Annotated in this window: 14 protein-coding genes; 1 reads left to right on the top strand and 13 read right to left on the bottom strand. The window is 62.3% G+C overall.

What is annotated here, in order from left to right; genetic code table 11:
* Positions 1 to 18 precede the first annotated feature (18 nt).
* The 12 genes from Q0908_RS02350 to Q0908_RS02295 form a co-directional block, all read right to left on the bottom strand.
* The gene (locus Q0908_RS02350) at positions 19 to 888 is read right to left on the bottom strand and encodes an acyl-CoA thioesterase II (protein ID WP_299280819.1); all 870 of its coding nucleotides are present in this window, start codon (positions 886 to 888) and stop codon (positions 19 to 21) included.
* A 34-nt stretch (positions 889 to 922) separates the two neighbouring features.
* On the bottom strand, positions 923 to 2,125 hold the full coding sequence (locus tag Q0908_RS02345) for a serine hydrolase domain-containing protein (protein ID WP_299280885.1): 1,203 nt from the start codon (positions 2,123 to 2,125) through the stop codon (positions 923 to 925).
* A gap of 11 nt (positions 2,126 to 2,136) precedes the next feature.
* Positions 2,137 to 2,841, bottom strand: coding sequence for an ABC transporter ATP-binding protein (locus tag Q0908_RS02340; protein WP_366868610.1), 705 nt, complete (start codon positions 2,839 to 2,841; stop codon positions 2,137 to 2,139).
* The gene (locus Q0908_RS02335) at positions 2,838 to 3,593 is read right to left on the bottom strand and encodes an ABC transporter ATP-binding protein (protein WP_299280817.1); all 756 of its coding nucleotides are present in this window, start codon (positions 3,591 to 3,593) and stop codon (positions 2,838 to 2,840) included. Before Q0908_RS02335 ends, Q0908_RS02340 begins: the two co-directional genes overlap by 4 nt.
* A complete protein-coding gene (locus Q0908_RS02330) occupies positions 3,590 to 4,888 on the bottom strand; it encodes a branched-chain amino acid ABC transporter permease (protein ID WP_299280816.1) in 1,299 nt (432 codons plus the stop codon). The genes Q0908_RS02335 and Q0908_RS02330 overlap by 4 nt, the downstream gene beginning before the upstream one ends.
* The gene (locus Q0908_RS02325; protein WP_299280815.1) at positions 4,885 to 5,841 is read right to left on the bottom strand and encodes a branched-chain amino acid ABC transporter permease; all 957 of its coding nucleotides are present in this window, start codon (positions 5,839 to 5,841) and stop codon (positions 4,885 to 4,887) included. Before Q0908_RS02325 ends, Q0908_RS02330 begins: the two co-directional genes overlap by 4 nt.
* Positions 5,842 to 5,992: 151 nt before the next feature.
* A complete protein-coding gene (locus tag Q0908_RS02320; protein ID WP_299280814.1) occupies positions 5,993 to 7,237 on the bottom strand; it encodes a branched-chain amino acid ABC transporter substrate-binding protein in 1,245 nt (414 codons plus the stop codon).
* A gap of 184 nt (positions 7,238 to 7,421) precedes the next feature.
* Positions 7,422 to 8,450, bottom strand: a complete 1,029-nt coding sequence (locus tag Q0908_RS02315; protein ID WP_299280813.1) for a phosphotransferase family protein — start codon at positions 8,448 to 8,450, stop codon at positions 7,422 to 7,424.
* Entirely contained in the window at positions 8,447 to 9,445 is a 999-nt protein-coding gene (locus Q0908_RS02310) for a nitronate monooxygenase family protein (protein WP_299280812.1), read from the bottom strand. The genes Q0908_RS02315 and Q0908_RS02310 overlap by 4 nt, the downstream gene beginning before the upstream one ends.
* A 75-nt stretch (positions 9,446 to 9,520) precedes the next feature.
* The gene (locus Q0908_RS02305; protein WP_299280811.1) at positions 9,521 to 10,717 is read right to left on the bottom strand and encodes an acetyl-CoA C-acyltransferase; all 1,197 of its coding nucleotides are present in this window, start codon (positions 10,715 to 10,717) and stop codon (positions 9,521 to 9,523) included.
* Positions 10,718 to 10,809: 92 nt separating this feature from the next.
* Positions 10,810 to 11,697 carry an SDR family NAD(P)-dependent oxidoreductase gene (locus Q0908_RS02300; RefSeq protein ID WP_299280810.1) on the bottom strand — a complete coding sequence of 296 codons (888 nt, stop codon included), beginning with the start codon at positions 11,695 to 11,697 and terminating at the stop codon, positions 10,810 to 10,812.
* Between the two features lie 3 nt (positions 11,698 to 11,700).
* Positions 11,701 to 12,525, bottom strand: coding sequence for an SDR family NAD(P)-dependent oxidoreductase (locus Q0908_RS02295; protein WP_299280809.1), 825 nt, complete (start codon positions 12,523 to 12,525; stop codon positions 11,701 to 11,703).
* A gap of 137 nt (positions 12,526 to 12,662) precedes the next feature.
* Between Q0908_RS02295 and Q0908_RS02290 the strand changes: the two genes are divergently transcribed.
* Positions 12,663 to 13,658, top strand: a complete 996-nt coding sequence (locus Q0908_RS02290; RefSeq protein ID WP_299280808.1) for an NADPH:quinone oxidoreductase family protein — start codon at positions 12,663 to 12,665, stop codon at positions 13,656 to 13,658.
* Here Q0908_RS02290 and Q0908_RS02285 read toward each other — a convergent pair.
* Complete coding sequence (locus Q0908_RS02285; RefSeq protein WP_299280807.1) at positions 13,655 to 14,317, bottom strand: histidine phosphatase family protein; 663 nt, start codon at positions 14,315 to 14,317, stop codon at positions 13,655 to 13,657. The genes Q0908_RS02290 and Q0908_RS02285 overlap by 4 nt on opposite strands.
* Positions 14,318 to 14,327: the final 10 nt, after the last annotated feature.

Raw genomic sequence — 14,327 nt, 5'->3', positions numbered from 1 at the left:
TGGCGAAATGAAGTTGGATCAGGGTTTGGGTGTGATCGGGCGGATCAGCCCTTCCTGGGCGACGGAGGCCACGAGTGTGCCTGCCCGGTCATAGATCATGCCGCGATTGAAGCCGCGCCCGCCGCCCGACCAAGGGCTGTCCATCGTGTAGAGGTGCCAATCGCAAAAGGCGGCGGGCGTGTGGAACCACATCGCGTGATCGAGGCTGGCTGCCATCACCCGGCCGGTGAACCATGTCTGCCCGTGCGGGCGCAGCGCGGTACCGAGCAGGTTCAGATCGGAGGCATAGGCCAGCAGACAATGTTGCAGCTGTGGGCTGATCCCCTTGGCCGCCTCCATCCGGAACCAAAGGTGGCTTTTGTCGTCCGCTGGTTCGGGCGTGAAGAAATCCCGCGGGGCCACTTCGCGGATGTCGATGGGGCGCGGACGTAGAAATTCCTCGTGGTACTTTTCGGGGATTTTGTCGATGACGGTCTTACGCAGCGCGTTGCGGTCGGCGAGGTCTTCGGGGCCTTCGACCTCGGGCATGGGGTGCTGGTGCGCCCAGCCTTCTTCGGCGACATGGAACGAGGCCGACATGTTCAGGATCTGCCGCCCGTTCTGGATCGCGACCACACGGCGGGTGGTGAAACTGCCCCCGTCACGCGCGCGATCCACCTGATAGACCACCGGCATTTCGGGATCGCCGGGCCGGATGAAGTAGGCGTGCAGAGAGTGACACAGCCGGTCCTCGACCGTCTTGTAGGCCGCCGCCAGCGCCTGTCCGATCACCTGCCCGCCGAAGATGCGCGTGGGTGTCTCGCCTCCCTGCCCGGTGCCGCGAAACAGGTCCACCTCAAGCCGTTCGACCGCCAGCAGGTTCAACAGGGTCTGGTGTGCGTCACTCATGTCAGGCTCCGTTTTTGGCGTGCCCCAATGCCTGTCACATCAGCGCGCCGTGTACCAGAGCCTTGAGTTCGGCGCGCGCAGGGTAGCTGGAGGACGGGCTGAGTTGCGTGAAGAGCACCACGCTGATCTCGTGCACCCGGTCGATCCAGAAGAAGGTCGAGGCCATTCCGCCCCAGCTGAAATCGCCGGCCGAGCCGGGCACACGGCTGCGCGCGGGGTCGAGTACCACCGCGCCGCCGATACCAAAGCCCATGCCGTCCATGGGTTGTTCGGCGAAGCTCGCGGGGCCGAGGCTCGCGATGTCGCCGGGCAGGTGGTTGGACAGCATGAATTTCAGGGTCGAGGGCGACACCAGCCCTTGCCCGCCCATGCGCAACGCCTCGGCAAAGCGCATGTAGTCGTCGATGGTGCCCACGAGGCCGCCACCGCCGCTGAAGCAGGTGGCGGCGAGGAAGGGCGAGGTTGTGGGCGCATCCACCAGGCGCAAGGGATTGCCGCCCGTATCCGCCGCGTTCAAATCCATCGCATCGCCCGCCAGCGGGGTGTAGAGGGCGGCAAGGCGGTTGGTCGCCTGTTGGGGCACCGAAAAAGCCGTATCCGTCATGCCGAGAGGGTTCAGCACACGCTCGGCGAAGACCTGATCGAGCGGTTGGCCCGCCATGACCTCGATGACCCGCCCGATCACGTCGATGCCGACCGAATATTCCCACCGTCCGCCCGGCGCAAAGGCCAGCGGCAGGTCTGCCAGCGCCTCACACTGTTCGGCCAGCGTGCCCGCATTGGATTTGAACAGCAGGTCCTGATCGGCCATCGCTTGCGGCAGCACACCGGGGTTGAACGGATAGCTGAGGCCCGAGCGGTGCGTGAGCAACTGGTGCAGAGTGGGCGTGGCGCGGGGCTCACTCTGATCAATAGTCGTCGCGCCGGGGACCAAGGCGCGGCAGCTTGCAAAGCCAGGGAGGAACCTCGACACGGGTGCATCAAGATGCACCTTACCCTCTTCCACCAGCATCATGAGGATCAGCGATGTGATGGGTTTGGTCATCGAATAGATGCGCGCGATGGTATCACGTGCGAACGGCGCGCCGGTTTCGATGTCGCGCACACCGTGACTGTCAAAGAAGGTCTCTTCGCCGTGCTGGTGGATCAGCACCGACAGGCCTGCGAACTTGCGCTGGTCGACGTAGGACGCCGCCCATGGTGTAATCCGCTCAAGGCGGCTTGGATCGAGGGTCAGCGTCACGGGCTCTAAACCTCAAGCCATTCCTTGCGCACATCCTCGCGGGCTTTCAACTCGGCCGGGGTGCCCTCGAACACCACCTGCCCGTGGCCCATCACATAGACCCGGTGCGCGATGTCGAGCGCGATGGAGAGTTTTTGTTCGACAAGAAGGGTTGCGATGCCGCGCCGCGCGATTTCCTGCAACAGTTGCGCGACGCGCTGCACCATCTGCGGGCTGAGGCCCTCGGTCGGCTCGTCGATCATCACAAGGTCCGGATCGCCCATGAGCGTGCGGCACATGGTCAGCATCTGTTGCTCGCCCCCCGACAGCACCGATGCCTCGACATCGGCGCGGCGGTCGAGGTTTTCGAACATCTCGAACATGTCCTGCATGGACCAGCGGCCTGCCCCGTCCTTTTGCCCCGGTTTGAGGCCCAGGATCAGGTTTTGCCGCGTCGTCAGGCCCGGAAAGATATCGCGGTTTTCGGGGACATAGCCGATGCCGAGGTTGGCGACCTCGAACGCTTTCTTGCCCGCGATCTCCTGCCCCTTGAACGTGACGGAACCATGCGGGGGCACCTCGCCCATCACCGCCTTGCAGGTGGTGGAGCGCCCCACCCCGTTGCGGCCCAACAACGCGACGATCTCGCCCTCGGCAATCGACAGGTTCACCCCCTGCAGAATATGGGATTTGCCGTAATAGGCATGCAGATCGCGCACATCCAGCATCAGTGATCCTCCAACGCGGTGCCGAGATAGGCCTCTTGCACGCGCGGGTTGGCGCGCACGGCCTCGGGGGTGCCGGTGGCGATGATCTCGCCGTAGACCAGCACCGAAATCTGATCGGCCAGACCAAAGACCACGCCCATGTCATGTTCGACCATCACCAGCGTCTTGCCCACCGTCACGGTGCGAATCAGGTCGACGATGTAATCGGTTTCGGAATGGCTCATCCCCGCGGTGGGTTCGTCCAGCATAATCACATCCGCCCCACCCGCGATGGTGATCCCGATTTCAAGCGCGCGTTGCTCGGCGTAGCTGAGCACGCCGGCAGGCAGGTCGCGTCGTGCGGTCAGGTTGATCTGTTCGAGGATCGCATCGGCCCCTTCGGTCAGCGCCCGGCTGCGCCCGACCATGGACCAGAAGTTATAGCGGTAGCCCATCGACCAGAGCAGCGAACAGCGCACGTTTTCGAACACGGTCATCTTGGGGAAGATGTTGGTGATCTGGAAACTGCGCGACAGCCCCATGCGATTGATCTCGAACGGGGCCTTGCCCGCAAGGTCCTGCCCATGCAGCCGGATCGTGCCCTCGGTCTGGGGAAAGCGGCCCGTGATCAGGTTGAACAGCGTGGATTTGCCCGCGCCGTTGGGGCCGATGATGGCGTGACGCTCCCCCTGCCCGATGGACAGACCGACGCCACGAATGATCTCCGTCTTGCCAAAGGATTTCTTGAGCGCTGCGAGTTCAAGGGCGGCAGTCATGTCGTCACCTTGGACGCTGCGTTGGCCTCGTTCCAGGCCTCGACCATCGCCGGCGCGGTGGCGCGGCAGATCGCAAAACCGATCACAGTGACCGCGCCCGCGATGATCCAGGGCAGCACGGTGTGGCTGTCGAAGGTGGTCCAGAACAGCGTCATCTCGTGATCGCCGATGGAGGCGTGACGCAGATGGAATATCATCTCGATCAGCGCCGCCGCGCCTAGGCAGCCGATCAGCCCACCGCCGAGCGTCTTGAGATAAGGCCAGGCCAGATGCCCCAGCTTGCCCAAGCGCCACGCAGGCACGTGCATCATGATCAGCCCGGCCAGCCCGCCGGGAAAGAACATGACCGTGGCGACAAAAATCATGCCCAGATAGAAGGCCCAGAGTTCGGTTTGCAGGCTCAGCACCGTCTGCACAAGGGTAAAGACGATGGCCCCGATGATCGGCCCGAAGAAGAAACCAACACCACCGAGGAACGTGACCAGCAGGATGATGCCGGATTGTGTGGTGTTGAGGTTTTCTTCGGTCAGGATTTCGTAGTTGATTGCGAAGAGCGCGCCCGCGATGCCCGCAAAAAAGCCCGAGGCGACGAAGGAATAGAACCGCACCCACCGCGCGGAGTAGCCCAGAAATTCGGCCCGTTCAGGGTTGTCGCGCACGGCGTTGGCCATCCGACCCATGGGCGTGCGGGAATAGAGGTACATGAGGACTGCCGAGATCATCAACCATGCGGCGATGAGGTAGTAGACCTCGATCTGTTGCAGGAATTCGACCCCGAAAAAGGGCAGACCATAGGTGCGGTCGCCCGAAATGCCTTCCTCGCCACCGAAAAAGGCGACGATGATGACGGAACAGGCGGCGATCAACTCACCCACGCCGAGGCTGATCATGGCGAACACCGTGCCTGCCTTGCGCGTGGAAAACGAACCGACGATGGTGGCGAGCCCCATGCCGAACAGCCCGCCGAAGATCGGCAGCAGCGGGAGAGGCAGATTGGCAAAGAAATCCGTGGCGTTGATGATGTGCATGCAGGCAAACCCGCCCACCCCGGCATAGACTGCGTGGCCAAAGGACAGCATGCCGCCTTGGCCCAGAAGCATGTTGTAGGCGAGCGCGAAGATGATCGTGATCGCCATCTGGTTCATGATCGTGATGGCGGAATTGTTGGTAAATATGAACGGCAGGATCAACAGCGCCACCGCCGCGATGAGCCATGGGGTCAGCGGCAGTACCATGCTGCCCGCGCGCATCCGTTGTGCGGGTTTGGTCGGGTCGGTGGTGATCTGATCGCTCATACGCCCCGCTTTCCGAACAGGCCGTAGGGGCGGAAGATCAGGATCAGCACCATGAGGATGTAAGGCAGGATGTCGGCGATCTGTGGGCTTGTGATGGACCAGAGGTCACGCCATGGGCTGTCAGCAATGGCCTCGGGTTTGGTGAAGCCGAGGGTGGTCAAAAGATCCTCCATCCGCAGGTTGTAGGCTTTGGAGAACGTGGTGATCCAGCCGATCATCAGCGAGGCGACGAGCGCGCCCCAAAGGCTGCCAAGACCGCCGATCACGATGGTGACAAAGACGATGGAGCCAAGGACGAAGGCCATGCCCGGGAAGGTGCCGAGGACCGGCCCCGCAATCACGCCCGCGACCCCGGCCAGCGCCGTGCCGACGCCGAAGACTCCCATGAAGATCAGCGGCACGTTGTGGCCCAGTGCCTCGACGGTTTTGGGATATGTGAGGGCGGCCTGGATGATCATGCCCACCCGCGTGCGCGTCAGCACCCAAAGAAGGCCGATAAAGATCGCAACTGAGATGAAGATCATGAAGATCTTGTAAGCCGGGATCGAATTGCCCGCGATGGAGAAGGCGGTGAATTGCAGGATTTCGGGGGCGGCATAGGGCATCTGATTCTTGCCCCAGATGAATTGCACCAGCTCCTCGATCAGCAGCGCAAGGCCGAAGGTGAAGATGAGTTCTGGCACGTGGCCGTATTGGTGGACGCGCCGCAGGCCGTAGCGTTCGACCCCTGCCCCGAGCACGCCGACGATCAAGGGGGCCAGCAGCAGCCCCATCCAGAAGCCGAGCGCGAGACTGATCTGAAAGGCGAAATAGGCACCGAGCATGTAGAAACTCGCATGCGCAAAATTCAGCACGCCCATCATCGAAAAGATCAGCGTGAGCCCGGCAGACAGCATGAAGAGCAGCAGGCCCGTGACAAGGCCGTCGATCAGGTTGACGAGGATGAGATCCATGCGGTTATCATGTCCTGACGTGATCCAGAGGAGGCTGCGCCACGCGATGTTTCAGGGGGTTTCACCCCCGTCGCTGGCGCGACTCCCCCAAGGTATTTTTGGCGAAAGGAAGGGGCAGCGGTGGTCGTGTCGCTGCCCCGTCAGCGGGTGTTCAGGGCCGGTCCATCTCGCAGGTGGTGGCGGAGTCTGCGGCCGCCATCGTCACGGTCTCCTCGACTTTGATCCCGAACCCGGAATTGTCATAGTCGAAGGTCACGTCATTGCCGGTATGGGCGTGGATGTGCACGTCCTGGATCAACTGATGGTCGATCTCGCGCATCATGACTTTGCCGCCCCACATGTTTTCATGCTCCATCCCTGCAAGGGCGTAGGCGACCGGGACCACATCCGTAGCGGTGCCTGCCTCGTTGATCGCTTTGGCCAGCATTTCGATCACGTTTGTGATGCGCGCCTGGCTGATGTTGCCATCTGGATATTTGGCCTTGAACGCCTCGTAATAGGCGGCGGCGCGGTCATTGGCGGGCGGGTTGATCTGCCCTTCGGCGACAAGGCGCAGGGACCCTTCGCCGGTTTCCCCGAAGGCAGCCGTGATCCCGTCTGCGGCGGCATAGTAGGTAAAGATCGGCCCCTCATATCCGTTTTCGAGCACGGATTTGCCAAGGCCGAGCATGTCCGCGCCCCAGTTCCCGGTGATGATCGCGTCCGCCTCGGCGGCCACGATCTTGCGACTGTAGGGCGTGAAATCCTTGACCTTGCCGATGGGGTGCAACTCATTCCCGACGATCTCGATATCGGGGCGTTTTTCGCCGAGGAAGCGGACGGCGGCGGATGACACCGCCTTGCCGAAGGAATAGTCCTGCCCGATGATGTAGACCTTCTGGATCGAGTCATCGCCCGCGATCACGTCCGTAAGTGCATCCATCTTGATGTCGGCATTGGCGTCGAAACGAAAGTGCCAGAAGTTGCACTTGTCATTGGTGAGCGCCGGGTCAACGGCGGAGTAGTTCAGAAACAGCACGCGATCATCGGGGTTACGCCGGTTGTGCTTTTCAATTGCCTCGGTCAGCGCACTGGCCACACCCGAGGAGTTGCCTTGGGCGATATAGCGGATGCCCTGATCGATGGCGACTTGCAGCTGGATCAGCGACTCCTTGGGGCTGATCTTGTTGTCGAAGGCGACGATTTCGAACATGTCGCCGTCCAGAACGCCGCCCTGCTTGTTCACCAACTCTTCGGCGGCGAATTCATACTGGTGCAGACCGTTGACACCGGTGCCCGCAAAGGGGCCGCTAAGTGGGTCGATGAAGGCGATCTTGATGGTGTCGGCGCTTGCCGCGAAGGCGCTGACCGTCAGTGTCAGGGCCGCAGCCAGCCCGAGCGTGGTGGATGTGCGCATGTGTTCCTCCCTAGAACATGGTCCCGACCGATTGCCTCTGGTGGGCCTGATTGGCTATCGGGATAGGCTTAGCGTTGCACAGATCGGGGATATGTCAAGCGTTGACATGGGGGCACATTCAATTGCTGCGGGTGCAATGTGGCGGCGGGCAAAAACATGAAGTTCCGCCCACATCCACTTGGTATCAAATGTCTTTCAGCGATTTCAGCCCATTCTCCGCAAAGACCGGCACAAAAGCGCCCACCTGCATCGCCCGCTCGGGGTTTGAGGCGTTTCCATCCAGTGCCCGTTTCAGAACGCCCTGAATGATCGCCGCCATCCGAAAGAAGCAAAACGCCAGATAATATCCGAACTGATCAATGCCGCGCAGCCCACGCCGTGCGCAATAGGCCGCGATGAATGCCTCATCCGAGGGTAAGCCAAGCGCGGCGCGGTCCACCCCCATCAGCCCGCGTCCCTGCGCACCGGCGGGAAGTTGCCACTGCATGATCACACTGGCGAGATCGGCATAGGGGTGGCCAATCGTACTGAGTTCCCAATCCAGAACAGCGCGGCATTTGGTGCCCGTTGCCTCGAAGATCATGTTGTCGATGCGGTAGTCCCCGTGCACCAACGTGCGTTGCCCGTCATTGGCTGGCATATCACTCACAAGACGGTCCATCAGGGTGTCCATCGCCGGAATGTTCTGGGTTTCAGAAGCGCGATATTGTTTGGACCACCGCCCCACCTGCCGCTCGAAGTAGTTGCCGGGGGGGCCGTAATCGGCAAGGCCGACAGCCTCAATATCAACGCTGTGCAAGGCGGCCAGAACCCGGTTCATGTCATCGATCACGTCAGCGCGTTCCGGTGGGGTGAGCCCCTCCATCGTCGGCTCATTGAAGTTGCGCCCTGCCACATGATCCATCACGTAGAAATCAGAGCCAATGATGGTCGGATCCTCACAGAGCACGTGGACCTTTGCGACCGGCACATCCGTGTCGCGCAAGGCGCGTTGCACGCGAAACTCCCGATCCACCGCATGGGCCGACTTCAGCAACTGGCCCGGCGGTTTGCGGCGCAGCACGTAGTTGCCCGCGCTGGTTTGCAACAAAAAGGTCGGGTTGGACTGGCCGCCTTCGAATTTCTTGGCCTCGATGGGGCGATCAAAGCCGGGCAAGTGGGGGGCCAGATAGGTCGCCACGGCCCCCAAATCCAATGTCTGCGCGTCGCTCATGCTGGCCTTCCGAACTCTGCGGCAAGGGCGCGACCCGCTTGGGCATATTCGCGCGCCATCCGATCCACGATTGCGCCCGCCGGGCCGACGGAGGTGATTGCCCCGATGCCCTGCCCGGCCCCCCAGATGGTTTTCCATGCCTTGGGTTTGGACGAGCCGCTTGCGAAATTCATGGTGCTGGCATCGGCTTGCGGCAAGTTATCGGGGTCCATGCCCGCATTCTCGACCGAGCCGCGCAGGTAGTTCCCCCAAACCCCGGTGAACAAAGAGGAATAGACGATGTCCTCGGCCCCGCTGTCCACAATCATCTGCTTATAGTCGGCTTGGGCATTGGCCTCGTCCGTGGCGATGAAGGGCGATCCGGTATAGCCGAAATCCGCCCCCATGGCGCGCGCTGCCAACAAAGCCTCACCCGTTGCGATGGCACCTGACAAGGCCACTGGTCCATCGAACCAGTCCCGAATTTCGCGGATCAGTGCAAAGGGTGATTGCTGGCCTGCATGCCCGCCCGCCCCTGCGGCGACGGCGACCAGCCCATCAGCGCCCTTGGCAATGGCCTTACGCGCAAAGGTGTTGTTGATCACGTCATGCAGCACCACGCCGCCACAGGAATGGGCGGCCTCGTTGACATCGACCCGCGCGCCGAGGGAGGTGATCCAAATCGGGACCTTGTGGCGGGCGCAAATCTCGAGGTCGCGGTCCAGCCGCGCGTTCGAGCGGTGCACGATCTGGTTCACCGCAAAGGGGGCCGCAGGCGTCTCCGGATGGGCCTGATTGTGCGCATCCAAGGCCTCGGAAATCTGGGTCAGCCATGTCTCAAGCAGAGGCGGCTCGCCCTCGGCCTCGCGCGCATTCAGCGCCGGAAACGACCCGACGATCCCCGCCTTGCATTGCGCGATCACCAGTTCGGGCACCGAAATGATGAACAAGGGGGCCGCAATCATCGGAATGCGCAAACCCTGCAACGCCTGCGGCAAGGGTGCTCGATCAATCATGCACAGATATCCCTGTTTCTTTTGACCAAAATTACTGCCGCCGGAGGCTCCGACGCTTGCGCCAATCGCAAAGGCTCACAAGACCTCGAACAGGCCAGCCGCCCCCATGCCGCCGCCGACGCACATGGTGCACACGACATGGCGCACGCCGCGCCGTTTGCCCTCGATCAGGGCGTGACCAACCATGCGGGCACCTGACATGCCATAAGGGTGCCCGATCGAAATCGCGCCGCCATTGACGTTCAGGATCTCGTCCGGGATGCCAAGCGTGTCGCGGCAATAGAGCACCTGCACCGCAAAGGCCTCGTTGAGTTCCCACAACCCGATGTCGTCCATGCCGAGACCATGTGCGGCCAGCAGTTTGGGCACCGCAAAGACCGGGCCAATGCCCATCTCGTCGGGCTCACACCCCGCCGCCATCACGCCAACGCAGCGCCCAAGCGGGGACAGGCCGCGCTTTTCGGCCAGAGACGCCTCCATCACCACCGCAGCCGACGCGCCATCGCTGAGCTGTGAGGCGTTGCCTGCGGTGATAAACTTACCCTCTTTGACGTGGATTCCATCGGCAAAGACCGGTTTGAGGCCTGCCACGTTTTCATAAGCTGTGCCGGGCCGGTTGCCTTCATCCTTGGCGACGGTGATTTCGTGATCCGAGATCTCTTTGGTCTCGCGGTCCTGCACTTTCATCACCGTGCTGAGCGGGACGATTTCGTCGTCAAACTTGCCCGCCTCTTGTGCGGCCGCGGTGCGTTCCTGAGATTGCACGGCATAGCGATCCTGCGCCTCGCGGCTGATCCCGTAGCGGGCCGCGACCGTCTCGGCGGTTTCCAGCATGGACATGTAAATCTCGGGCTTGTGCGCCTTGAGCCATGGATCGCTGTGCACGCGCATCTCGGGCGTCTGCACCATGGACACGCTTTCGACGCCGCCGCCGACAACCACGTCCATGCCGTCCTGCACCACCTGTTTGCTGGCTGCCGCAATGGCCATCATCCCACTGGCACATTGGCGATCGAGGCTCATCCCCGCCACGGTGACGGGCAGCCCTGCCCGGATTGCCGCTTGACGCGCGATGTTGCCCGCCTGGTGCCCTTGTTGCAGCGCGGCCCCGAAAACCACGTCCTGCACAGCACCACCCTCAATCCCGGCGCGTTTGACGGCGTGTTCAATCGCGTGTCCGGCCAGCGTTTGCGACGGCGTGGCGTTGAACCCACCGCGATAGGCCTTGCCAATCGGGGTGCGGGCGGTTGAGACGATGACGGCGTCGCGCATAAGATCAATTCCTTTGATGGATGGTGAGCATCGGACCGGGGCGCTGCCCCGGACCCCGCGGTTTATCTGGCGAAATGAAGAGGGAAGAGGCCCTACCAGTCAAGGGTGATCCCCTCGGCCTGTGCCGCGCGCAGGGCGTATTTGCGGGTCTGGGCAAAGGCGTTTTCGAGGTCTTGCGCCTCCGTGTTGTCGGTAATGTCGTTCCATGCGGCCTCGACGGCCTCGGGGGTGATCTCGCCTTTGATCAGGGTGCCTTGGGTTTCGCGGATTTGTGTCACGGCAAAGGTGCCGCCGCCTGCGGACAGAATGGTCCGGCTTGGGCCGTTTTCGCTTGCAAGGTACAGCACGCCCGGCGTGATCGTCTCTGGTGCCAGCAGCGCAAGGGCGGCTTGCGGCAACAGCCCCTCGGTCATGGCGGTTGCCGCTGTCGGGGCCAGTGTATTGATTCTTATATCGTCGCGCGCGCCTTCGAGATGCAGCACGTTCATGAGGCCGACCATCGCGGCCTTGGCCGCCCCATAATTGGCCTGCCCGAAATTGCCGTAGAGCCCCGAGCCCGATGCGGTCAGCACGATCCGCCCATAGCCCTGATTGCGCATGATCGGCCAGACCGCGTGGCAGCAATTGGCACTGCCGATCAGATGCACATCGACCACTTTGCGGAAATCGGCCATATCCATCTTTGCAAAGGTCTTGTCGCGCAAGATGCCTGCATTGTTGATCAGGATATCGATACGTCCCCATTTGGCATGGGCCTGGGCAATCATATCCGCGACGGCTTCGGTGTCCGAGACATCCGCGCGATGCGCCCATGCGCGCCCACCTGCGGCTTCGATCTCGGCTGCGACGTCGTCGGCACCAGCCCCCATGTCATTCACGACCACTCGCGCGCCGCGAGCGGCCAACCCGAGCGCGTGGCTGCGCCCAAGGCCCGCCCCGGCCCCTGTGACGATCGCGACGCGGTCCGTGAAATCAATCATTCTTCAGCCCTCAAGCGCGGCGCGAAACAGGTTCGGCCCGCTCATCACCTGTATCCCGCCCGAGACCGGCAGCACCGCGCCGGTGAGATACGACCCGCCCCGCCCGCACAGGAACTGCATGCAGCCCGCGATATCCTCGTCCCGGCCCACGCGCCCCAGAGGGACGTCCGCGCCGACCTTTTCGCGCATTCCCTCATCGGCGGTCGCAAAGGCGGTCATCTTGCTTACGAACGGTCCGGGGGCCAGCGCGTTGACGGTGACATGGTGACCTGCCAGCTCCTTGGCCATGATCTTGGTCATGTGCAGCACCGCCGCCTTGGAGGCCGCGTAGGAATAGGCCCCGTCGCCAAGCGCCACCTCGCCCATAACCGAGCCGACATTGACCACCCGCGCCGGATCGTCAGCGGTGGCGGATGCGATCAGCGTCGGCAGCAAGGCCTGGGTCAGGTGGAACAGGCCGGCTACGTTCACGTTCATAACCTTTTCCCATGCGGCGTGCGGAAACTGGCCCAAAGGCGCGCCCCACGCAATGCCCGCATTGTTCATCAGGATGTGGAGGTTATCAGTGCGCCCGCCAACCTCTTCGACAAGCGTGGCGATCCCGTCTTCGGAGCTGACATCGCCCGCAAACCCCTCGACCGAGCCGGGACTGTCCATCGCGTTCAAATCATGTGCGATCGCCTCGCATGCGTCCGCCTTGCGGCTGGCGATCAGCACATGGGCACCCGCCATCATCAGCCCTGTGGCGGCCATCCGCCCGATGCCCGTTGCGCCGCCTGTCACGAGGGCGACCCTGCCGTGCAATGAAAACAATGTGTTGGGGTCCATTCTTTACGTCCTTTGCATCAGGCTGTCGCAACGTCGCGCGGCGCGCCGCTTTACAGCGTGGCCCACGCCCTTGCAGGATGGGGCAAAGGCAGATGCATTGCATCCCTGCCGTAACGTCACGCCGAAAGGGCCACCATATGCACGCTTTGCTCAGCACCGCCGCCGGAGGTCCGGAGACACTTGAATGGACGGAGCTGCACGACGCCGCCCCCAAAAAGGGCGAAGTGCGCATCGCGGTCAAGGCGGCCGGCGTGAACTTTCCTGACACGCTGATCATCCGCGATCTGTACCAGATCAAACCGCCGCGGCCCTTTGCGCCAGGTGGTGAAGTGTCGGGCATTGTCGATGCCATCGGCGACGGTGTCAGCGGCTTTGCCGTCGGTGACAAGGTGATCGCCATGACCGGCTTCGGCGGCTTCACCACCCATATCTGCGCTCAGGCCGCCACCTGCCTCAAGATGCCGGAGGGGATGTCGTTCGAGGATGCGGCCTGCTTTGTATTCACATACGGAACCTCCCATTACGCCTTGAAAAACCGTGCAGAATTGAAGTCTGGTGAAACGCTTCTGATCCTTGGCGCGGCGGGCGGTGTGGGGGCAGCTGCAATCGAGTTGGGCAAGGCGGCAGGGGCGCGCGTCATTGCCGCTGTCAGCAGTCAGGATAAGGCGGAGTTTTGCACGTCACTTGGCGCGGACGAGGCAATCATCTATCCGCGCGATATGGACCGTGCCGCACAAAAAGAGTTGTCGGCACAAATCAAGGCGGCAGCCGGACCCGAGGGGGTTCACGTGGCCTATGATGCGGTCGGCGGCGATTATGCAGAACCTGTCATCCGGTCGATGGCCTGGGGCGGTCGGTTTCTGGTTGTGGGATTTCCGGCAGGGATTCCAGCCATCCCGCTCAACCTGACGCTGCTCAAGTCCTGTCAGATCGTAGGCGTGTTCTGGGGCGCTTCGATCTATCGCGATCCGGCGGGCCACATGCAGAACATGTCAGAAATCTTTGAGATGTATGCCAAAGGTCAGGTCCAACCACGCATCTCGGCCCGTTTTCCCATGCAGGACGGCGCGCAAGCGCTCGAGATGATTTCGGATCGCAAAGTGCTGGGCAAGGTTGTCCTGCTGGCCCCTTAAAGGTGGCACAAATGCGAAATATCGTTGAAGCCGCGCACCGACATATGGTCGCCCTGCACCACAAGGCGGCTGACCGATCCGTTGGCTGCGCCCAGAAAGGCGAACGGCTCGGACCCGGACGCCATGGCGAGTGCAGCACCAATAACGCCGCCATGCACGAACACGGCGACCCGTTGATCGGCATGCGCATCAGCTATGTCTCGCACCCCTTTGCGAACGCGACTGAAAAACGCCTCGCGCGTTTCGGCCCCCGGAATTGCCGACCAGTCCTGCGATGCAACCACCTCGCGGTAGATCGGATCGCCTTCGGCCGCCTTGATCCGATACAGCCCGCCGTCCCATTCCCCCAGATGAACTTCATGCAGGTCCGGGTTTTCAACCGGCACCATTCCCAGATGCGCGGCCAAGGGGGCCGCCGTCTGATGGGTTCGCGTCAGCTTCGTTACGTAAATCGCTGCAAACGTGTCATTTTGCAGTCGTTCGCCCACGGCACGCGCTTGCCGTTCCCCTTGTGGATGCAACGGCGGATCGCCATGCCCGTCCTTCACCGGAAAGCTCACATCCGCCCGCGCAGGCGCGCTTTCCCCGTGCCGGATCAGGATCAAGTCGGTCGCCCCTTTGGGCGGCGTATATACGGGCTGGCGATATTCTTGCGTCATGCCCCCTCAT

The organism is uncultured Tateyamaria sp., from assembly GCF_947494755.1.
GTDB lineage: Bacteria > Pseudomonadota > Alphaproteobacteria > Rhodobacterales > Rhodobacteraceae > Tateyamaria.
The sequence above is the reverse complement of the archived record's forward strand: the minus strand, read 5'-3'. Positions and strand labels throughout refer to the sequence as shown.